Origin of the sequence: Pseudomonas sp. GLN_2, from assembly GCF_043106005.1 — a bacterium.
Taxonomy (GTDB): domain Bacteria; phylum Pseudomonadota; class Gammaproteobacteria; order Pseudomonadales; family Pseudomonadaceae; genus Aquipseudomonas; species Aquipseudomonas alloputida.
The window spans coordinates 1-19,072 of record NZ_JBICMC010000063.1 but is presented as its reverse complement, the minus strand read 5'-3'; the positions used below and the strand labels follow the sequence as shown (position 1 = coordinate 19,072).

Here is a 19,072-nt window from a genome sequence, read left to right as displayed (position 1 = left end):
ATGTCCAGTCAAGTAATGCACGGCGGCGCTGCTCATGGTCACGACCATGGGCATGACGACCACCACCACGACTCGGGCCAGATGACCGTACTGGGTTTCTGGCTGTACCTGATGACCGACTGCATCCTGTTTGCGTCGCTCTTCGCCACCTACGCGGTGCTGTCCGGCAGTTTTGCCGGCGGCCCGTCGGGTCATGACATCTTCCAGCTCGATTTCGTAGCTGTTGAAACGCTGTTCCTGCTGCTGTCCTCGATCACCTTCGGCTTCGCCATGCTGAAGATGTTCGATGGCAAGAAAGCGGGCGTACTGGGCTGGTTGGCTGTGACCTTCCTGTTCGGTGCAGGCTTCATCGCGATGGAAATCTATGAGTTCCATCATCTGATCAGCGAGGGCTTCGGCCCGCAGCGCAGTGGCTTCCTGTCGGGCTTCTTCGCCCTGGTAGGCACCCACGGTCTGCACGTGACTGCTGGTCTGATCTGGATGGCAATCATGATGTACCAGATCAACAAGCACGGCATCACGCCGACCGCCAAGACCCGCATGAGCTGCCTGAGCCTGTTCTGGCACTTCCTGGACGTGGTCTGGATCTGCGTATTCACCGTCGTTTACCTGCTGGGGGTTCTGTAATGGCTAACGCACACGACACTCATCACGAAGGTAATCACGGCAGCGTCAAGTCGTACATGATCGGTTTTGTACTGTCGATCATCCTGACTGCGATCCCGTTCGGCCTGGCCATGACCGCCAGCCTGCCGAAGAACCTGACCGTTCTGATCATTGTTGCCATGGCCGTGATCCAGGTAGTTGTTCACCTGGTTTACTTCCTGCACATGGACCGCTCGAAAGAGCAACGCAACAACGTTTCGACGTTCCTGTTCACCACCCTGGTGATCGCTCTGCTTGTCGGCCTGTCGCTGTGGATCATGTTCAGCATCCACTTCGAAATGTTGGCCAAGTGAGGTAAGACTGCATGTCCGTTAAGCACTTTATCCAAATCACCAAACCGGGGATCATTTTCGGTAACGTGCTTTCCGTGGCAGGCGGTTTCTTCCTTGCCTCGAAGGGCCATGTGGATTTCGCCCTGTTCCTGGCGGTGGTGATCGGTACTTCGCTGGTGGTTGCGTCCGGATGCGTGTTCAACAACTGCATCGACCGTGACATCGACCACAAGATGGAGCGCACCAAGAACCGCGTCATGGTCCAGGGCGGCATGTCGCTGCCCCTCGCGCTGATCTACGCCACCCTGCTCGGGGTGGCGGGTTTCAGCCTGCTGTATGTCCAGGCCAACCCGCTGTCTGCGTTCTGCGCACTGATTGGCTTTGTCGTCTATGTCGGTTTCTACAGCCTGTGGCTGAAGCGTAAATCGGTGCACGGCACCTTGGTCGGCAGCCTGTCCGGTGCCATGCCTCCGGTGATCGGCTACTGCGCCGTGAGCAACAGCTTCGACCTGGCTGCGGTAACCCTGCTGGTGATGTTCAGCCTTTGGCAAATGCCGCACAGCTTTGCCATCGCGATCTTCCGCTTCAAGGATTACAGCGCTGCCAACATTCCGGTCCTGCCGGTGGCACGTGGCGTCCTGGCTGCGAAGAAGCAGATTGTGCTGTACGTGCTGGCCTTTGTGCTCGCCACCTTGATGCTTACCCTCGGCGGTTACGCCGGCCTCGGCTACCTGGCTGTGGCAGCTGCCATGGGCCTGTACTGGCTGTACATGGCCTGGGGTGGTTACAAGGCCGAGGACGACAGCAAGTGGGCCCGCAAGGTGTTCGGCTTCTCCATCCTTACCGTCACTGCCCTGAGCGTGATGATGGGTGTGGACAGCCAGACCGCTGCGGATGTGCTGATGACCTACGCACGCTGAAACTGCTGCCTGTTTCACGAAAACCCCGGCCACTGTGCCGGGGTTTTTTTTGGGTATTTTTCCTGTGCCGGCCTCTTCGCGGGTAAACCCGCTCCTACAAGGTTCCTGTAGGAGCGGGTTTACCCGCGAGTAGGTCAGCACAGAAAAATAAAAATGCCTGATTTTCAAAGAATAGATCTGAAAAGTTCTAATAAAACAGGAAATTATCCTTTACAGTGATCCTGTTTCGGCACTATCTTCTGATCCAGGCCGCCACATCGGCCAACGTCGCTCGGACGGTTCCGGGCGCTTACGTCCTCAGAGGAAGCCATGGCCAACCCAGGTTCGCCGCGCCGCTTTGCGCGCATCGATCGTCTCCCCCCTTACGTCTTCAACATCACTGCCGAGCTCAAGATGGCCGCCCGCCGCCGTGGCGAGGACATCATCGACCTGAGCATGGGCAACCCCGATGGCGCCACCCCGCCGCACATCGTCGAGAAGCTGGTACAGGTCGCCCAGCGTGAAGACACCCACGGTTACTCCACCTCGCGCGGCATCCCGCGCCTGCGCCGGGCCATCTCCAACTGGTACAAGGACCGCTACGAGGTCGCCATCGACCCGGAAAGCGAAGCTATCGTCACCATCGGCTCGAAAGAGGGCTTGGCCCACCTGATGCTGGCCACCCTCGACCAGGGCGACACGGTGCTGGTGCCCAACCCCAGCTACCCGATCCACATCTACGGCGCAGTGATTGCCGGTGCTCAGGTGCGTTCGGTGCCGCTGGTGCCGGGTGTGGACTTCTTCAACGAGCTTGAGCGGGCCATTCGCGAGTCCATCCCCAAGCCGAAGATGATGATCCTGGGCTTCCCGTCCAACCCGACCGCCCAGTGCGTGGAGCTGGACTTCTTCGAGCGCGTGGTGGCCCTGGCCAAGCAGTACAACGTACTGGTGGTGCATGACCTGGCCTATGCCGATATCGTCTACGACGGCTGGAAAGCCCCATCGATCATGCAGGTGCCGGGTGCCAAGGACATTGCGGTGGAGTTCTTCACCCTGTCCAAGAGCTACAACATGGCCGGCTGGCGCATCGGCTTCATGGTCGGCAACCCCGAGTTGGTCAGCGCCCTGGCGCGGATCAAGAGCTACCACGACTATGGCACCTTCACCCCGCTACAGGTTGCAGCCATTGCCGCGCTGGAAGGCGACCAACAGTGCGTGCGCGACATTGCCGAGCAGTATCGCCAGCGCCGTAACCTGCTGGTAAAAGGGCTGCACGAACTGGGCTGGATGGTCGAGAACCCCAAGGCGTCGATGTACGTGTGGGCGAAGATCCCGCCGGAGTATGCGCACCTGGGTTCGCTGGAGTTCTCCAAGAAGCTGCTGGCCGAGGCCAAGGTCTGCGTGTCGCCGGGGATCGGCTTTGGTGACTATGGGGACGACCATGTGCGCTTTGCTTTGATCGAGAACCAGGACCGTATTCGCCAAGCCATCCGCGGGATCCGGCAAATGTTCCGGGCTGATGGGTTGGCTCGCAAGTAAGCCCATTGGGGCTGCGAAGCAGCCCCAACTGCCTCTTGGGTGAGCTTTCCGCCTGCCTTCTGGTTACCCGTACGCCTACCTTCAGCACTCATTTCTCACCAAGAGATCCCCCATGAGTGTCTTCACCGCCTACTTCTGCGGCACTGGCTCGCACCGTTTCGATGACGCCAATCCCAACTTCTGGAATGGCGAGCTGGTATCGACCCTGGCCAGCAACGACCAGAGCCGGGAATTTGCCCACTGGATCGCCGTCGACGGCCCAGGCAGCGGCAACCTTCAGGATGACAACCTGTTCGTCGAACCCGGCGGCTATTTCAACTGGACCGGCCAGCTGTTTGGCCGCGGCTGGGAGGAGAACGTCAACCATGTGCTGCAGGTCATCAAAGGCGAAAGCAGCTGGCGGCGCACCAAACTCAGTGAGCAAGAATACGAGCGGCTGAAAGCTGCCGGCGTGCCCATTCCGGACGTGTCTTCCTCCGCCTCATGGTTCTGGCGAACCTACGACTATGGCGATCGCCACCCGACCCCGCAGGAACTGCAGGAGCGCATCATCAGCATGTTCCGCAAACCGCGCCTGCCAACCCAGGTCAACCTGGTGGGCTGGAGCAGGGGAGGGATCAGCTGCCACATGCTGGCCAATGCCATGGCGCAAGAACCTGTATTGCGGGGCATACCGGTGAACATATTTGCCATCGACCCGGTGCCTGGCGTTGGTAACGTGCAAGTCGAACGCGTAACGTTGGCGGATAACGTCAAAGAGTACGTAGGCTTCTACTCAAGGGATGAGCGCTCCAAAGGTTTTGCCTGCGTGATCCCTTCGGTCGCCAAAGGGACACGGATATGCGTTTATCCGATGCCGGGTCGCCATGCCACGCTGGTGGGCAACGCCTCGGCTGATGGCGCAGGCGATGGCAAGGTGCTGGCCGAACCTGGGCTGATCGTTCGCCACTTTGCCGAGGTTTGCCTGACCCGCTGGGGCGTGCACCTGGACAAACGTCTGGCCTTGAGCAGCAGTCAGTTGATGAAGTATCACCAGGTCATGGCGGCCGCCGACAGGCAGTATCAGGCCATGCGCAGTGAGTCCTACACGGTACTCACCGAGGGCGATAAAAATGATCGTCTGGTGCACTGCGGTGAGGTGCATACGCAGTTCAGCAAGGTACAGGGAGGCAACTACAAGCCGAGCGAAGGCCTGGGTTTACAACGCTGGGATGCTGAAGCCTACCAGCCCATCTGCTAGCTGAAAGGGGGCGGCCGGTGAATGCACTGGTCGCCCTTGTTCAGTGGCCGGATCAGCGGCAACTTTTTTTGCATTCCCCCTCTATCCAGCGGCCCCTGCTTGGATTAAAAATGGCGCCGCGGGCCAGCCCCGATAACAACCACCTTCCCTCCGTGACATCATGTCTGAATATAACCCTTGCCTTGACTGCGGCGCCTGCTGCGGGTACTTCCGTGTGTCCTTCTTCTGGGGCGAATGCCAGTCTGCCGGGGGCGTAGTGCCGGACGACCTGGTGGTACAGATCAACCCCACGCGCGTTGCCATGATCGGCACCGATGCCAAGCCCTGCCGCTGTGTCAGCCTTCAGGGCGAGATCGGTAAAGAGGTGGCGTGTACGATTTACGCCAACCGTTCCAGCCCGTGCCGCGAGTTTGATGCGTCGTGGGAGGGTGGGGTGCATAACCCGAGCTGTGATGATGCGCGGGCAGCGTATGGCCTGCCACCCTTGACTCCGCCAGAGGCCAACGAGCCGCATTGGCCGGATGATGGGGCTGAGGTGGCCTGAAGTATCAATCAGCCTGAGGCGGTCGATGTGGAGCCTTGCGTCGCGAAAGGGCCGCACAGCGGCCCAAGGCATCAGCGGCACCGCGAGAATTGCCAGGGCTGCTTTGCAGCCCCTTCGCGACGCAAGGCCGCTCCCACAGGTAGCGTGCAAGGCTCCTGGCCTGTGGTGAACCTGCCGGCGACGGGCTGCAAAGCTGCCCGAGATGCCTGAACCCTGCACTTGACGTTAAACTGTCATCTCCCCAGCAATGGACAGGAGATCCGGCGTGACCCCACCCCGCAGTTTCCCCAGTGACCTCTGCCTCGACAGCCCACGCCTGCAACTGCGCCCTATGCGCCATGCCGATGCCGCGCAGTGGCTGGCGATCATGGCCGACCCCGAGGTCATGCGCTATTGGCACCATGCACCCTGGCAAGACCTGGCCGAGGCCGAAAGCGCCCTGGCCGCCGACCGCGAAGCCTATGCCAATGGCGACCAACTCAAGCTCGGTATGTTCCGCCGCGACAACGGCGAACTGATCGGCATGGTCCAGCTGTTCAACATCGACGACATTTCCCGCCGTGGCGAAATTGGCTACTGCCTGGCCAGCGCCGTGCAGGGCAGGGGCTACATGGACGAAGCGCTGACCTGCTTCATCGACTACCTCGCCCATACCCTGCACATGCGCCGCCTGGAAGGCGAAATCGACCCGCGCAACCAGGGCTCGGCACGCACCCTTGAGCGGCAGGGCTTCGTACTGGAGGGCACCTTGCGGGCGCGATGGTGCGTGGCGGGTGAGCTGTCCGACTCTGGCATTTACGGCTTGTTGCTCGAACCACCTGTTGCATAGTCTTACGGCGAATAGCTACTATTCGGGAACAATTCTCACTTGTGTCCCGGTGCCCCATGCCCGTAGCCGACTCACCGAGCCCGTACCCGCTTGAAAAGCTGTACAGCGAGCACCATGGCTGGCTGTTCAGCTGGCTACGTCGCAAGCTGCGTTGTTCGCACAGCGCAGCCGACCTGGCCCAGGACACCTTCGTGCGCATTCTGGCCTCGCGTGATGCCTTGCTGGGCATGCGCGAGCCACGCGCCTACCTCAGTACCACTGCACGTCGCCTGTTGATCGACCGGGTGCGTCGACAGCAAATCGAAGAGGCTTACCTCAGCGAACTTGCCTTGGCTGCCGAGGTGCTGGAGGGGCACCAGTCTCCCGAAAGCATTCTCATCACCCTCGAAGCGCTGGAGCAGATCGCTTTCCTGCTGGAAGGCTTGCACGTGAATGCCCGCGAGGCCTTCGTCGGTTACTACCTGGACGACCTGACCCAGCCTCAGATTGCCAAACGCCTGCAGATTTCCCCACGCATGGTGCGCAAGTACCTGGCCCAGGCCCTGATCCATTGCCACCGCACGCTGGACATTGCCGAACCGTGAATCCCTCGCGTATCGAACAGGAAGCTGCCGAGTGGGCCCTGTGCCTGGGCGAGGGTGAACTGGATGCCGACGAGACGCGCGAGTTCGACGCCTGGCTGCAGGCCGACCCACGCCACGGCGCCACCTTGCGCCGCATGCAAGGGGTGATCAGCCAGGTGCAGGCACTGCGCGAGCAACGCGGACCGGTGGGCGCCGGGCTGCGCGCCGGCGCACAGGTTTCGGCTTCAGGCTCGGGTGCACGGCGCACGTTGCTTGGTTTGGCCTTGGCAATCTCCTTGCTGGGCACACTGAGCCTTTCCGGTGGTACGCCGCGCGACTGGCTGGCCGACTTGCATACCGCGCCGGCGGAGTGGCGCAGCCAAACCTTGGAAGATGGCTCGCAGCTGACCTTGGCGGGCAACTCTGCCGTGGATGTCGTGTTCAGCACTGGCGAGCGGCGCATCCGCCTGCTGCATGGCCAGGTGCTGGTAGATGTCAGCCATGACCCGACGCGACCCTTCGTGATACAGACCGACGAAGGCAGCTTCAAGGCTCTGGGTACACGCTTCGTGGTCAGCGAAGGCCACGCTCGCAGCGAGCTGACCATGCTTGAGTCCCGGGTCGAGGCGCGCACTGCCGTGTCCGGCGATCAGTTGGTCGTCGGCCCGGGCGAGCGGGCATGGGTGGCGCGTGACGGGCTTGGCCCGTTGCCGGCCATCGACCCGGCGCGGGTCGATCGAGCCTGGCAGCATCACCAGTTGGTGGCCGACGGCGTACCGCTCGACCAGGTACTCGATGCCTTGGCCGAGCAACGCCGTGGCGTGCTGCGCTTCGACCGCCAGGCAATGCAGGCGATCAAGGTGTCGGCGGTACTGCCTCTGGATGACAGCGAAAGGGCCCTGCGCCTGCTGGCCGAGGCGCTGCCGATTCGTATCGGCGGCGTTGGCCGCTGGTGGACCACGGTCGAACCCGTCTCACGAGAAAATTGATCCAGGTGGTTCCGCTTCTGCGCAGTGGCCCGTCAGACAAGAGGCCAACCGATCAAGAAAAAGGAGCCGATCCACCATGCGCCGATTCCCTGGCCACCCCGTCCTCAGCCCGCTAGCCCTGGCCTTGCGCCTGTCCTGCGCCGGGCTGGCCCTATCCGTTGCGGCCCTGCCGGCCGTCGCCGAGGAGGCCGCCCGCCGTAGCTTCGACGTGCCCGCCGGCAACCTGGCCCAGGCGCTTGGCAGCTATGCCCAGCAAGCCGCCGTGTCGCTGGCCTTCACCCCTGAAGCACTGGCCGGCCTGCAAAGCAACGGCTTGCATGGCCTGTATTCGGTGGACAGCGGTTTTGCCGTGTTGCTGGCCGGCAGTGGCTACCGGGTAGAGCGTAGCGATAACGGCTACCGGCTGGTGGCCGAGCCGCAAGCGGCGGTGAGCAGTGAGGCGATGGAACTTGGCGTGACCACCGTAGCCGGGCAGGGCATGGGCCAGAGTACCGAGAACACCGGCTCCTACGCACCGGGCCTGATCAGCGTTGGCTCCAAGACCCCGACCAGCCTGCGCCAGACGCCACAATCGGTGTCGACCGTGACCCGCCAGCTGATTGAAGACCAGCAACTGACCGACATCAACCAGGCGATGAAAGTGACGCCGGGGATCGTCACCCAGAGCACCACCTTCCGCACCCAGGACTTCATCTCGCGTGGTTTCAGTATCCAGAACCTGCAGATCGACGGCGCTGCACCGCAGGCGCTGGGCACCGCCATGGGTTCGTTCTATTCGTCGAACATCTTCGAACTGGCCGAGTTCGACCACATCGAGGTACTGCGCGGTACTGCTGCATTGTATGGTGGCTCGGGTGACCCGGGTGGCATCATCAACATGGTGCGCAAGCGGCCGACTTCCTTTAACCAGCTGAAGCTGACCCTGTCAGCCGGTAGCTGGGACAACTATCGCCAGGAGTTCGACCTGTCCGGCCCGCTGGGCTGGGATGGCCGCGTGCGCGGTCGCCTGGTGATGTCCAACACCGATCGCCAGTATTTCACCGACAACCGCGCCACCGAGCGGCCGTTGGTGTATGGCGTGCTGGAGGCGGACGTTACGGACGACACCATGCTCACATTCGGCGCTCGCTACAACAAATCCCACGAAACTGGCAGCAATAGCGCGGTACCGCGCTACAGCAATGGTGCGGACCTGAACCTGCCACGGCATACCGGTCTGACCAAGAAGTGGGCCTACCTCGACGCCACCGCGCGCGAGTACTTCGCCAAGGTGGACCACCGATTCAACGACGACTGGAAGCTCAACCTCAGCTACACCAACACGTGGGACCTTGGGCTGTTCAAGACGGCGACCACCCTGAATGCAGTAGACCCGGTGACCAATAGCGGGGCGACCTGGTACGGCACCTCGACCCGTCAGGAGAACGAGCAGCACCTGTATGACGGTAACGTCTCTGGCCACTTCCAGGCCTTTGGTCTGGACCATGAAGTAGTCTTCGGTGCCGACTACCAGAAGATCGACAGCCGGTGGCTGGGCACTGCGCCTTATGCCGCCTCGGGCGCGCCGGCCAACGTGTTCGACCCCGACAGCTCGGCGTTCGACGACCCCGGCAACGGGCGTGACTACAAGCGCGACTACAGCCCCAACTCGCAACGCCAGTACGGCCTATACGGCAGCCTGCGTTTGCAGCTGGCCGAACCCCTGCACCTGATTGTCGGGGCGCGTGCACAGCGTTTCCACTTTTGGCAGACCTATACCAACAACCTGACCTCGCCAGCAAGTATCTCCAGCCCGGAGCAGCGTATAGGCACGAAGGTCACCCCGTTCGGTGGCCTGGTTTACGACCTTGACGATCAATGGTCGACATACGTCAGCTATTCGGAAATCTACAAACCGCAGTCCAGCCGAATTAGCGGCCCTGCGCAAAGCGGTTCGCCGCTTGAGCCCATGACCGGCAAAACCTACGAAACCGGCCTCAAGGGTGAGTTGTTCAATGGCGCACTCAACGCCAGCGTGGCGCTGTACTACAGCACCCGCGAAAACGAAGCGGTGCAAGACCCGAACTTCCTGGCCACCAACGCCGGCTTCTCGGGCAGCTGCTGCTATGTGTCCAATGGTAAGGTGGTGAGCAAGGGCATCGACATGGAGCTGTCTGGCGAGCTGCTGCCGGACTGGATGCTGGTGGGGGGCTACACCTTCAACCTGAACCGTAACCGCAGCGCCGATGCACCGCTGAGCACGGTGATGCCAAAGCACCTGTTCAAGCTGTACAGCACCTACCGGCTGCCGGGTATCCTCAGCGACTTCAAGGTCGGCGGCGGCGTGCAGGTGCAAAGCGCCACGTACATGAGCGGTACAGTGAATCGCTACGACAGCAGCGGCGCGCTGGTTGAGCGAAACGTACCGTTCGACTTCGACCAGAGCGGCTATGCGATCTGGAACGCGTTGGTCGAATACCGTGTCGATGATCACTGGAACGTCACGCTCAACGGCAACAACCTGTTCGACAAGAAGTACTACGAAACCGTGGGTACTTCGACCTATGGCAACTACTATGGTGAGCCACGCAACTTCATGGTGACCCTGCGCGGCACCTATTGAGGGTTTGGAAGCGGGGCAGGGCCTGGGTTAAGGTCGTAGGCTGTCCCGTTTCTCTCAGGAATCCCCTTTGCCCGCTTTCTACCTGAGTATCAGCCTGCTGCTGTATTTGCTCGCCCTGTTCTTCGATGGCGCGCTGATGAGCGGCGAGCGTCATATGCCGGCCCTGCAGATGCTGCTGTACGGGCCATGGGGCATGCCGTTCGGCTTGTACCAATGGTTTGCCAATCCGCTGCTGGCCCTGGCCATCCTGGCTCATCGGCGGTTTCGCCGGCTGGCCTTGCTGGCCGGGCTTGGGGCGGCGTATCTGGCTGCCAGCAGTTTTGGCATCGACCGCTTGCCGGATAACCGCAGCTACGAGTTTCATGACCTTACCGGTTTTGGTGCTGGCTTCTACCTGTGGCTGGTAGCAATGGTGGTGTTTTGCCTGGGGCAAGCCTGGTTTTGCTGGAAGGCGCGAAGGGCTGACGACATGCCAGGCTGGAACTGGCTTGATGTCGCCTTGATTGCCGCCCTGGGGGTAACGTTGTATGCAGCGACGCAAATGCCCTCGCTGCGCTTCGAGCCAGGCAAGGTGCTGATGCCTCCGGAGCAGCCGCAGACGCTTTGATATCCACAAGGAGGGTTAGCATGATCAAGCATTACCTGGCAGGCCTGGCACTGGCCTGCGTGCTACCGGTAGCGATGGCGGACGATTACACGGCGGCCTACGGGCAGTGCATGGACAAGGCCTCCAGCACCGTGGCCATGGGCGCGTGCATCGGGGCCGAAACGCAAGTGCAGGACCAGCGCTTGAACCGGGTGTACAAGCAGTTGATGGGCAAGCTGGATGCCGGGCAGCAGAAGACCCTGCGGGATGTGCAGCGCAAGTGGCTGGCCTACCGTGATGGCAATTGCCAGTTCCATGTACAGGCCAGTGGCGGGACCCTGGCGCAGCTGGAAGGTGGCACTTGCATCCTGGACATGACCCGCGACCGCGCTGCGGAGCTGGAGCGGGTGCTTAGCCCTGGGCAGTAGCGCCTGTTCAGGCATGATTTGCCGACATTTGCAGGCGCGGGTTCAGCCGCGAACACCGGCTTTACCGGAGTCATGCTCCGCGTGGCCTTCTTCGCGGGTGAACCCGCTCCTACAGGGCACTACAGGGTGCTGGTTCTATTTGCGCGGTTCGCGCAGCGCCCGGGCCTTGAGGTACTCGCGCACTTCCACGGCATCCCCGGCAAACTCGATGCGCTCCGCCTTGGCTGCGCGCTGGTAGGCATACATCGGGTCGTAGTACTCGTTCAGCAAGCCTTCGATCCAGCCCCGGTGCAGGTCTACCGCACCGCTGCGCTGCTGCTCTTGCAAGGCTTCGCGCAGCATCTCGGACAAGCGCTGATGGCGCTCTCCGCCCAGACGCTTGTAGATATTGGCCATGCTCTGCAGCATACGTTCGGCAAACAGCCGGGGACCGTCTTCTTCGCCATGCACGGCCTTGAACTCGGCGCTCAGGTTGACCACGTAGTCGCGCAGGATGCGCTCCACGCGGTTGGTGAAGCTGTCTTCAAGCCATACCAGCGGGTAATGCTGCATGCCTTGGTACAACTCCAGCGGCACCGTGCAGCTGCCAACAATGCGGCCTTCATCTTCCAGCACAAACTGCCCGATACCGCGGGCGCGCTTTTTCAGCACGTCGATTGCCAGCTGGTTTTCAAAGTCGATCTGCGCCGGTTGCGCCGTGGCGCGCTTGCCGAAACTAGAGCCGCGATGGTTGGCGTGGCCTTCAAGGTCCAGCACGTTGTCCAACTGGTGCAGCACATCGGTCTTGCCGGTACCGGTCAGTCCACCGACCAGTACGAAATCACATTGCTCCACCGCTTGCTGGGTAGTCTCCAGCAGGAAGGTACGCATGGCCTTGTAGCCGCCTTTGACACGCGGGTACTGAATACCCGCCTCATCGCGCAGCCAGCCCTGCACGATCTGCGAACGCAGGCCGCCACGGAAGCAGTACAGGTAACCGTCAGGGTGCGCCTTGGCAAACGCTGCCCAGGCCTCCAGACGGGCTTGCTTGGTGGTGCCACTGACCAGCTGGTGGCCCAGGGCGATGGCGGCGGCCTGGCCCTGCTGCTTGTAGCAGGTACCGACCTTCTGCCGCTCCTGGTCGTTCATCAGCGGCAGGTTTACCACGCCAGGGAAGGCGCCTTTGGCGAATTCGACGGGGGCGCGCATGTCCATCATCGGCACGTCGTCGAGGAACAGCTGACGGAAGTCGGTGCAGTCGGGGCGCATCAGATCACCTCGACCGCATGGCTCTGTCGCTCGACCAGCTTGCCGATCGGAGACAGTTTCAGGCCCAGCTCGGCAGCCACGGCGAGGAACTCGGTTTCACCCTCCGGGGCAACAGCAACCAGCAAGCCACCGCTGGTCTGGGGATCGCACAGCAGGTGCTTCTGGTCGTCGCTGAGGGCGCCGATCTTGTGCCCGTAGCTGTCGTAGTTGCGCAGGGTTCCACCGGGGATGCAGCCTTCGGCCAGGTAGTGGTCGACGCTAGGCAGGCGTGGCACGGCGGCGTAGTTCAGGTGCGCGGTGAGGCCGCTGCCTTCGGCCAGCTCGACCAGGTGGCCGAGCAGGCCGAAGCCGGTGACGTCGGTCATGGCCTTGACCCCGTCCAGCTTGCCGAAGCGGCTGCCGGGCGTGTTGAGGGTGCACATCCAGTCGCGAGCCAGGCCTTGGTCTTGCACACGCAGCTTGGCCTTCTTTTCGGCAGTGGTGAGGATGCCGATGCCCAGGGGCTTGGTCAGGTACAGCTGGCAGCCCGCGCTGGCAGTGTCGTTGCGTTTGAGGTGGCGTTTATTGACCACGCCGGTGACGGCCAGGCCAAAGATCGGCTCAGGCGCGTCGATCGAGTGGCCGCCGGCCAGCGGGATACCCGCTTCGGCACACACGGCGCGGCCGCCGCGGATGACTTCGCGGGCGACTTCCGGCGGTAGCACGTTGACCGGCCAGCCGAGGATGGCAATGGCCATCAGCGGGTCGCCGCCCATGGCATAGATGTCGCTGATGGCGTTGGTGGCGGCAATGCGGCCGAAGTCGTAAGGGTCATCGACGATCGGCATGAAAAAGTCGGTGGTCGAAACCACGCCGCGCTCGTCGTCCAGCGCGTACACTGCTGCATCGTCGCGCGAGGCATTGCCGACCCACAGTTTCGGGTCCAGGGCCTGGGTGCCGCTTTCGGCGAGGATCACGTCCAGCACCTTGGGGGAGATCTTGCAGCCACAGCCGGCGCCATGGCTGTACTGGGTCAGGCGAATCGGCTCGCTCATATGCACCTCTGCAGGTCAAATTGTTGCGCGATTGTAGCAAAGCTGGCCTTTAGGCCCTTGCCTCTTATAATTCCCGGTGTCGGCAAATGTGTCGGCACTTCCCCGCTATTGAACCGGAGAACACCCATGCTCAACCGCCCCCTGGCGCTTGCCGCCGGCCTCGTGCTGTCTTGCTGTGCCGCTGTCGTTCAGGCCGCCGAAACCCTGCGGGTCAGCGCCATCCCCGACGAAGCGCCGACCGAGCTGCAGCGCAAGTTCAAGCCTTTGGGTGAGTACCTGGCCAAGCAACTGGGCATGGAGGTGAAGTTCGTACCCGTGGCCGACTACCCGGCGGTGGTGGAGTCGCTGGCCGCAGACCGTCTCGACCTGGCCTGGCTGGGGGGCTTCACGTTCGTTCAGGTGCACCTGAAGGACCCGACCGCCACGCCATTGGTACAGCGTGAGCAGGACGCACAGTTCACCTCCAAGTTCATCACCGCCAACCCCGACGTGAAGAGCCTGAGCGACCTGAAGGGCAAGTCGTTTGCCTTCGGTTCCATTTCGTCCACCTCGGGCAGCCTGATGCCGCGTTACTTCATGCTCAAGCAGGACAATATCAAGCCTGAAGCGTACTTCAGCCGCGTGGCCTATTCTGGCGCCCATGATGCCACCGTGGCCTGGGTGCAGGCTGGCAAGGTCGAGGGTGGCGTGCTGAACGCCAGCGTGTGGCAAAAGCTGGTGGATGCCGGCAAGGTCGACACCACCAAGGTGAAGGTGTTCGCCACCACCCCGACCTACTTCGACTACAACTGGACCGTGCGCGGCAACATGGACCCGGCGTTGAAACAGAAAATCAAGAAAGCCTTCCTGGACCTTGACCCGAGCAACCCGGAGCACAAGGCGATCCTGGACCTGCAGGCCGCCAGCCGCTTCATCGAGACCAAGCCTGAGAACTACAAGGGCACCGAACAAGCTGCACGCGAGGCCGGCCTGCTCAAGTGACAGCTTCGAATGCGGCAATCCATCTTCACGGTGCCAGCCTGCGTCATGGCCAGGTACGCGCGCTTGACGCGGTGAGCCTGCGGATCGCGCAGGGCGAGCGTGTCGCCATCATCGGGCCGTCGGGGGCGGGCAAGTCCAGCTTGCTGCACCTGATGGCCACGGCCGTTCAGCCCAGCAGTGGGCGCCTGGAGTTGCTTGGCGAGCAGCCTTGGGCGCTGTCGGCAAGGGCACGCCAGCGACTGCGCGCGCAGGTTGGCCTGGTGCATCAGGCGCCGCCTTTGCCACCGCGTCAGCGGGTAGTGACCGCAGTGCTGGCGGGTCGCCTGGGGCAGTGGGGTACGCTGCGCGGCTTGCTCAACCTGCTGTACCCCAGCGATGTACCGGGGGCGCGCCAGGCCTTGGCCGAGCTAGGCCTGGCCGACAAGCTGTTCGTGCAGTGTGGGCAGTTGTCCGGTGGCCAGTTGCAGCGGGTGGGCATTGCTCGGGCGTTGTACCAGCGTCCGCAGGTGCTGCTGACCGACGAACCGGTGTCGGCCATGGACCCGGTGTTGGCCGACCACAGCCTGGCCGTGCTCAATCGCCATGCCCAAGCGACTGGCGTGACGTTGGTGGCGAGCCTGCACGCCGTAGAGCTCGCGCTGGCGCATTTTCCGCGGGTGATTGGCATTCGGGAAGGGCAGGTTGTGTTCGACTGCCCGGCCGAAGCGGTCACCGAGCATCTGCTGGACGCGCTGTATGCCAACGAACAACTGGCTCCGCCGCCAACCCAAGGGCCGATCCTGACCGTGCAGATTCCGCGATGCTAAAGGCTGACGCCCGCGACCCGGCGCTGCTGCCACGGTTGCTGCTGGCCCTGTTGGCGGTAGCAGTACTGTGGCCGGCTATCCAGTCAAGCGAACTGAACCCCGGGGTGCTGTTGCAGGCGGACAACCGTCAGCAGATTGCCAGCTTCACCAGCGCCTTCTGGCCGCCGGCACATGATGCCGATTCTCTTGCACTGCTGTACGAAGCCACCTTGCAGACCCTGGCCGTGGCGACTGCCGGCATGGCGCTGGCGTTGTTGTTGGCGATCCCGGCTGGCTTGCTGGCCAGCCGTGCCTTGTCCTTGCGTGCTGCTTCACGCGGTGGGCGGGCCGGGTTCTGGTCGCGACTGTTGCGCCTGCCGGTACGCGGGCTGCTGATTTTCCTGCGTAGCGTGCCGGAGATCGTCTGGGCGTTGCTGTTCGTGCGCGCCGTGGGGCTGGGGCCGACGGCGGGCGTACTGGCTATCGCCATCACCTACAGTGGCATGCTCGGCAAGGTTTATGCCGAAATATTCGAGTCGGTCGACCAGCGTCCGGCGCATGCCTTGTTGCAGGCGGGCAGTGGCCGGCTGGCGGCGTTTTTCTACGGCATCCTGCCCAATGCTGCCTCCGAAGTGGTGTCGTACACCGTGTACCGCTGGGAGTGCGCGGTGCGGGCTTCGGTGGTGATGGGCTTTGTCGGCGCTGGCGGGCTGGGCCAGCAGATCGACCTGTCGATGCGCATGTTTGCGGGTGCGCAAGTGGCGAGCATGCTGTTGACGTTCTTGCTGCTGGTGATCCTGGCCGACCTGCTCAGCCGCCTGCTGCGCTGGAGGCTGGCATGAACCGGGTGATCAACTTGGTGCTGTTGGGTGCCATCGTGTCAGCGGTGGTGGCCTCGTTCGCATACCTGGAGCTGGACCTGCACGCATTGGTCGGCAATGGCGGGCTGGGGCAAATGGGCGAGTACGCCGGGCGCTTCCTGCAGCCGGATCTGTCTGCCGGGCACCTCAAGGCGGTGTGGCGCGGGGCGCTGGAAACCCTGGCCATGTCTGGCATGGGCACCTTGTTGGCGATGGTATTGGGGATGTTGCTGGCACTGCCGGCGGCGGGCCGCTTCGGTTGGCCGTTGCAAGGGGCCGCGCGTTTGCTGCTCAATGCCTTGCGTGCCATCCCTGAACTGGTGTGGGCTGCGCTGACTGTGCTGGCGGCTGGGCTGGGGCCGAATGCCGGTACCCTGGCTTTGGCGTTGCACACCGCTGGCGTGCTGGGGCGGTTGTTTGCCGAGGCGCTTGAAAACGCCCCGCCCGAGCCGGCGGCGGCGATCCGTTTGCAGGGCGGCAGCCAAGTGGCGGCGTTCTGCTTTGGTACCCTGCCCAACCTGTGGCCGCAGTTGCTGGCCTACAGCCTGTACCGCTGGGAAAACAACATCCGCATGGCCAGCGTGCTCGGGTTCGTCGGGGCGGGCGGGTTGGGGCAGATGCTGTACACCACCTTGAGCCTGTTCCAGGAGGCCCAGGCCAGTACGGTGATCATCGGTATGCTGGTGTTGGTGTTGCTGGTGGATGTGTCGAGTGATGTGTTGCGTCAGCGCTATGTGCGGGCCTGACGGAGAGCCCGGGCTGCAAAGCAGCCCCGACATCTCTCAGGCACCTACAGCCTCGGCACACTGCGCCTCTCGCTGCATCGACTCCAGGTTACGCTCGATCGTCTCGCATATGGTATCCATCTGGATCTGATGCTCACTGAACCTGAACGGGCTCTGCAAATCCGTGCCGATCCGCTCGATGGCCAGCAACATGAACCCTACCACCGTCGACGCCAGCGGCGTGAACCAGCCTAGCGACTCCACCAACCCCACGGGCACGATCAGGCAGAACAGGGTGATGAACAGCCGTGGGAAATACACATAGGGGTAGGGCAATGGCGTATTGGCAATCCGCTCCATGCCGCCCTGGGCGTTGGACAGGTCTACCAACGTCGACTCCAGCCGCGCCAGGCGAATGCTGTCCAGCCGCCCGGCCTGGTATTCCCGCGCCAGCAAGGCTGCCGAGCCGCCGAGAATGTCATTGGCGAAATTGTTCGAGCGGTTGCGCCGTTCGAACTCACCTGGCGGGATGAAGGCCATCAGCTCATCCGGGCAGGGCTCACCTTTCAGGTGCGCCGCCAGGCAGTTCACATAGGCGATATGCCGGCGCAGCAGGTTGGCCTTGACCGGGTTCAGGCCGTCATCCGGGTCATCGATCAGCGTCAGCGTCTGCCGGGCGAAGCTGCGCGAACTGTTCACCAGCGCGCCCCACAGGGTGCGAGCCTCCCACCAGCGGTTGTAGGCGCTGCTGTTGCGAAAACTCACCAGCACCACCAAGGCTGAGCCCAGCAGGGTCAGCGGGATCAGTGGCAGGGTGAACTTGCTGTTCAAGAACAGCATGAAATCGATGGTGACCAGCACATCCCAGATCAGCAGCCAGAACAGCGACCAACCGATATAGCCGATGGTCTTCACCACCAGGCGGTACTTGCGGGCGATGACGTCTTTCACGCGAGGGTACCTCGAAACGCGGGGGATGCAGGATGGGACGCCGAGGCTCGTCGAAGGTTCGAAGGTTGAATGTTGCAAGGGATTTTGTAGCTGAAACGAAGGGAAAACTCCGACCAGCCTATCAGATGTGCCTGAATTCCTGATTCAGCTCAAAAACGACAGAGTGGGTCGCTTCAATCCTTGAATGGGTGTATCCATAAGGATACGATTGGGTGACCACTTGATGTTTCTCGTTGAACAGACGGAAAGCTTTGCCGCTTGGCTATCGAGCTTGAGAGATTTGAGGGCCAGGCTGGCGATAGGTCGTAGGCTGGAGCTAGCAGCGGCGGGCAATCTTGGTGACTTCAAGTGGCTTGGAGGCGGTATTGGTGAGCTTCGCATCGACGTAGCTGCCGGTTATCGCGTCTATTTCACGCAAAAGGGGCAGAGGTTGGTTTTACTGCTGGTCGGCGGCGACAAGTCCACCCAAGCCGCCGACATCCTCAAAGCCAGAAAGCTGCTGAAGGAGATGAAATGAGCGAAAAATTGATCCCGTTTGATATGGCAGCCTTGTTGAGCAGCGATGAGGCAATCAGTGAATACCTTAGCCAGGTGCTATCAAATGGCGATACCGAGGAAATCATTCGAGCACTTGGCCATATCGCTCGTGCACGGGGCATGACACATATTGCTACGGAGAGTGGGCTGGGTAGAGAAAGCCTGTACAAGGCGCTGAGCCCTGGCGCGAAGCCTCGTTTTGACACTGTATTGAGGGTCATTCGTGCTCTGGGGGTGGACCTTCTCGTTCAGCCACATGCAATGACCCGCTGATCCAGCTCGGTTAAGTCAATATTTGCTTCATCTGCACCAACGCTACCCGCGTGCCGTCCCACGCCTGCCGCTCCTCGATGCCGAACGGTGTGAAGCCCAGCTGTGGATAAAGCAGCAAGCCTGCGGTGTTGTGATTGAAGCATGACACCCAGACCTCCCGGGCGCTGTACTGCTGGCGGGCGAGGTCGATCATTGCCGTTACCAGATAACGCGCTACACCAAGGCCGCGGGCGCTGGGGGCCACCACTACGTTGCCCAAGGCACATAGGCCGCCATGTTCGGCTTTGTAGAAATTGGCGAAGGCCAGGACAGCGCCGTTACCTTCCACTACCGTGGAGCCGCTGCGTTGGGCTATGGCGTCGCTCAGCTGGTTGGGGGTGAGGGGGTAGGTGGCTTTGGGGAACATGTAGAACAGTTCGTCCGGGCTCTGCGGGAAGCTGCAGATAGCGGGGATGTCTTCAGGCCGGATGGGGCGGTGGGTCAGCTGCATGGCAGGTCCTTCTCGCGTTGGCTGGCAGGGC

Annotated in this window: 22 protein-coding genes; 18 read left to right on the top strand and 4 right to left on the bottom strand. The window is 62.2% G+C overall.

Annotated elements, in window-relative coordinates:
• The 12 genes from cyoC to ACF8Q6_RS14875 all read left to right on the top strand — a co-directional run bounded on the left by cyoC (nucleotide 1) and on the right by ACF8Q6_RS14875 (nucleotide 11,157).
• Nucleotides 1–627 (top strand): cytochrome o ubiquinol oxidase subunit III, encoded by a 627-nt coding sequence (gene cyoC, locus ACF8Q6_RS14930; protein WP_012051225.1) that lies wholly within the window; start codon nucleotides 1–3, stop codon nucleotides 625–627.
• Nucleotides 627–959: a cytochrome o ubiquinol oxidase subunit IV gene (gene cyoD, locus ACF8Q6_RS14925; RefSeq protein ID WP_003248599.1), complete on the top strand. Its 333-nt coding sequence runs from the start codon at nucleotides 627–629 to the stop codon at nucleotides 957–959. The genes cyoC and cyoD overlap by 1 nt, the downstream gene beginning before the upstream one ends.
• Before the next feature lie 11 nt (nucleotides 960–970).
• Nucleotides 971–1,858 (top strand): heme o synthase, encoded by an 888-nt coding sequence (gene cyoE, locus ACF8Q6_RS14920; protein ID WP_014861450.1) that lies wholly within the window; start codon nucleotides 971–973, stop codon nucleotides 1,856–1,858.
• 309 nt (nucleotides 1,859–2,167) lie between these two features.
• On the top strand, nucleotides 2,168–3,376 hold the full coding sequence (alaC, locus tag ACF8Q6_RS14915) for an alanine transaminase (protein ID WP_392490622.1): 1,209 nt from the start codon (nucleotides 2,168–2,170) through the stop codon (nucleotides 3,374–3,376).
• Between the two features lie 112 nt (nucleotides 3,377–3,488).
• Nucleotides 3,489–4,616, top strand: coding sequence for a hypothetical protein (locus tag ACF8Q6_RS14910; RefSeq protein WP_392490621.1), 1,128 nt, complete (start codon nucleotides 3,489–3,491; stop codon nucleotides 4,614–4,616).
• 160 nt (nucleotides 4,617–4,776) lie between these two features.
• Nucleotides 4,777–5,160 (top strand): YkgJ family cysteine cluster protein, encoded by a 384-nt coding sequence (locus tag ACF8Q6_RS14905; RefSeq protein WP_003248590.1) that lies wholly within the window; start codon nucleotides 4,777–4,779, stop codon nucleotides 5,158–5,160.
• 265 nt (nucleotides 5,161–5,425) lie between these two features.
• Nucleotides 5,426–5,989 (top strand): GNAT family N-acetyltransferase, encoded by a 564-nt coding sequence (locus ACF8Q6_RS14900; RefSeq protein WP_392490620.1) that lies wholly within the window; start codon nucleotides 5,426–5,428, stop codon nucleotides 5,987–5,989.
• 56 nt (nucleotides 5,990–6,045) lie between these two features.
• A complete protein-coding gene (locus tag ACF8Q6_RS14895; RefSeq protein ID WP_392490619.1) occupies nucleotides 6,046–6,573 on the top strand; it encodes a sigma-70 family RNA polymerase sigma factor in 528 nt (175 codons plus the stop codon).
• Nucleotides 6,570–7,541, top strand: a complete 972-nt coding sequence (locus ACF8Q6_RS14890; protein WP_392490618.1) for a FecR family protein — start codon at nucleotides 6,570–6,572, stop codon at nucleotides 7,539–7,541. The genes ACF8Q6_RS14895 and ACF8Q6_RS14890 overlap by 4 nt, the downstream gene beginning before the upstream one ends.
• A gap of 76 nt (nucleotides 7,542–7,617) precedes the next feature.
• The gene (locus ACF8Q6_RS14885; protein ID WP_392490617.1) at nucleotides 7,618–10,143 is read left to right on the top strand and encodes a TonB-dependent siderophore receptor; all 2,526 of its coding nucleotides are present in this window, start codon (nucleotides 7,618–7,620) and stop codon (nucleotides 10,141–10,143) included.
• A 67-nt stretch (nucleotides 10,144–10,210) separates the two neighbouring features.
• Entirely contained in the window at nucleotides 10,211–10,750 is a 540-nt protein-coding gene (locus ACF8Q6_RS14880; protein WP_004576355.1) for a hypothetical protein, read from the top strand.
• Between the two features lie 20 nt (nucleotides 10,751–10,770).
• Nucleotides 10,771–11,157 (top strand): lysozyme inhibitor LprI family protein, encoded by a 387-nt coding sequence (locus ACF8Q6_RS14875; RefSeq protein WP_392490616.1) that lies wholly within the window; start codon nucleotides 10,771–10,773, stop codon nucleotides 11,155–11,157.
• A gap of 135 nt (nucleotides 11,158–11,292) precedes the next feature.
• On the opposite strand, the gene mnmH is transcribed toward ACF8Q6_RS14875, so the two are convergent.
• A complete protein-coding gene (gene mnmH, locus ACF8Q6_RS14870) occupies nucleotides 11,293–12,405 on the bottom strand; it encodes a tRNA 2-selenouridine(34) synthase MnmH (protein WP_004576353.1) in 1,113 nt (370 codons plus the stop codon).
• Nucleotides 12,405–13,439 carry a selenide, water dikinase SelD gene (gene selD, locus ACF8Q6_RS14865; RefSeq protein ID WP_003248580.1) on the bottom strand — a complete coding sequence of 345 codons (1,035 nt, stop codon included), beginning with the start codon at nucleotides 13,437–13,439 and terminating at the stop codon, nucleotides 12,405–12,407. The genes mnmH and selD overlap by 1 nt, the downstream gene beginning before the upstream one ends.
• 126 nt (nucleotides 13,440–13,565) lie before the next feature.
• Here selD and ACF8Q6_RS14860 point away from each other — a divergent pair, with 126 nt between their 5' ends.
• The 4 genes from ACF8Q6_RS14860 to phnE are packed head-to-tail and all read left to right on the top strand — an operon-like array spanning nucleotide 13,566 to nucleotide 16,811.
• Nucleotides 13,566–14,420: a putative selenate ABC transporter substrate-binding protein gene (locus tag ACF8Q6_RS14860; protein ID WP_392490615.1), complete on the top strand. Its 855-nt coding sequence runs from the start codon at nucleotides 13,566–13,568 to the stop codon at nucleotides 14,418–14,420.
• Nucleotides 14,417–15,226, top strand: coding sequence for a phosphonate ABC transporter ATP-binding protein (locus tag ACF8Q6_RS14855; RefSeq protein ID WP_392490614.1), 810 nt, complete (start codon nucleotides 14,417–14,419; stop codon nucleotides 15,224–15,226). Before ACF8Q6_RS14860 ends, ACF8Q6_RS14855 begins: the two co-directional genes overlap by 4 nt.
• On the top strand, nucleotides 15,220–16,047 hold the full coding sequence (locus ACF8Q6_RS14850) for a PhnE/PtxC family ABC transporter permease (protein ID WP_392490613.1): 828 nt from the start codon (nucleotides 15,220–15,222) through the stop codon (nucleotides 16,045–16,047). The genes ACF8Q6_RS14855 and ACF8Q6_RS14850 overlap by 7 nt, the downstream gene beginning before the upstream one ends.
• Nucleotides 16,044–16,811: a phosphonate ABC transporter, permease protein PhnE gene (gene phnE / locus ACF8Q6_RS14845; RefSeq protein ID WP_003248573.1), complete on the top strand. Its 768-nt coding sequence runs from the start codon at nucleotides 16,044–16,046 to the stop codon at nucleotides 16,809–16,811. The genes ACF8Q6_RS14850 and phnE overlap by 4 nt, the downstream gene beginning before the upstream one ends.
• 36 nt (nucleotides 16,812–16,847) lie before the next feature.
• Here the strand turns inward: phnE and ACF8Q6_RS14840 are convergent, their stop codons facing one another.
• Entirely contained in the window at nucleotides 16,848–17,741 is an 894-nt protein-coding gene (locus ACF8Q6_RS14840; protein WP_392490612.1) for a bestrophin family protein, read from the bottom strand.
• A gap of 223 nt (nucleotides 17,742–17,964) precedes the next feature.
• On the opposite strand from ACF8Q6_RS14840, the gene ACF8Q6_RS14835 reads away from it, so the two are divergent.
• Together ACF8Q6_RS14835 and ACF8Q6_RS14830 are read left to right on the top strand one after the other, a co-directional pair.
• Complete coding sequence (locus ACF8Q6_RS14835; protein WP_392490611.1) at nucleotides 17,965–18,258, top strand: type II toxin-antitoxin system RelE/ParE family toxin; 294 nt, start codon at nucleotides 17,965–17,967, stop codon at nucleotides 18,256–18,258.
• A complete protein-coding gene (locus ACF8Q6_RS14830) occupies nucleotides 18,255–18,551 on the top strand; it encodes an addiction module antidote protein (protein ID WP_004576347.1) in 297 nt (98 codons plus the stop codon). The genes ACF8Q6_RS14835 and ACF8Q6_RS14830 overlap by 4 nt, the downstream gene beginning before the upstream one ends.
• A gap of 10 nt (nucleotides 18,552–18,561) precedes the next feature.
• Here ACF8Q6_RS14830 and ACF8Q6_RS14825 read toward each other — a convergent pair whose 3' ends face one another.
• Nucleotides 18,562–19,041 (bottom strand): GNAT family N-acetyltransferase, encoded by a 480-nt coding sequence (locus ACF8Q6_RS14825; protein ID WP_392490610.1) that lies wholly within the window; start codon nucleotides 19,039–19,041, stop codon nucleotides 18,562–18,564.
• Nucleotides 19,042–19,072 lie beyond the last annotated feature (31 nt).

Coding starts and splice junctions, on each gene's coding strand:
- ACF8Q6_RS14910 (WP_392490621.1), top strand. CDS start 3,489: ATGAGTGTCTTCACCGCCTACTTCTGCGGCACTGGCTCGCACCGTTTC.
- ACF8Q6_RS14905 (WP_003248590.1), top strand. CDS start 4,777: ATGTCTGAATATAACCCTTGCCTTGACTGCGGCGCCTGCTGCGGGTAC.
- ACF8Q6_RS14850 (WP_392490613.1), top strand. CDS start 15,220: ATGCTAAAGGCTGACGCCCGCGACCCGGCGCTGCTGCCACGGTTGCTG.
- ACF8Q6_RS14885 (WP_392490617.1), top strand. CDS start 7,618: ATGCGCCGATTCCCTGGCCACCCCGTCCTCAGCCCGCTAGCCCTGGCC.
- ACF8Q6_RS14835 (WP_392490611.1), top strand. CDS start 17,965: ATGTTTCTCGTTGAACAGACGGAAAGCTTTGCCGCTTGGCTATCGAGC.
- mnmH (WP_004576353.1), bottom strand. CDS start 12,405: ATGCGCCCCGACTGCACCGACTTCCGTCAGCTGTTCCTCGACGACGTG.
- ACF8Q6_RS14830 (WP_004576347.1), top strand. CDS start 18,255: ATGAGCGAAAAATTGATCCCGTTTGATATGGCAGCCTTGTTGAGCAGC.
- cyoE (WP_014861450.1), top strand. CDS start 971: ATGTCCGTTAAGCACTTTATCCAAATCACCAAACCGGGGATCATTTTC.
- selD (WP_003248580.1), bottom strand. CDS start 13,439: ATGAGCGAGCCGATTCGCCTGACCCAGTACAGCCATGGCGCCGGCTGT.
- phnE (WP_003248573.1), top strand. CDS start 16,044: ATGAACCGGGTGATCAACTTGGTGCTGTTGGGTGCCATCGTGTCAGCG.
- cyoD (WP_003248599.1), top strand. CDS start 627: ATGGCTAACGCACACGACACTCATCACGAAGGTAATCACGGCAGCGTC.
- ACF8Q6_RS14895 (WP_392490619.1), top strand. CDS start 6,046: ATGCCCGTAGCCGACTCACCGAGCCCGTACCCGCTTGAAAAGCTGTAC.
- ACF8Q6_RS14875 (WP_392490616.1), top strand. CDS start 10,771: ATGATCAAGCATTACCTGGCAGGCCTGGCACTGGCCTGCGTGCTACCG.
- cyoC (WP_012051225.1), top strand. CDS start 1: ATGTCCAGTCAAGTAATGCACGGCGGCGCTGCTCATGGTCACGACCAT.
- alaC (WP_392490622.1), top strand. CDS start 2,168: ATGGCCAACCCAGGTTCGCCGCGCCGCTTTGCGCGCATCGATCGTCTC.
- ACF8Q6_RS14860 (WP_392490615.1), top strand. CDS start 13,566: ATGCTCAACCGCCCCCTGGCGCTTGCCGCCGGCCTCGTGCTGTCTTGC.
- ACF8Q6_RS14825 (WP_392490610.1), bottom strand. CDS start 19,041: ATGCAGCTGACCCACCGCCCCATCCGGCCTGAAGACATCCCCGCTATC.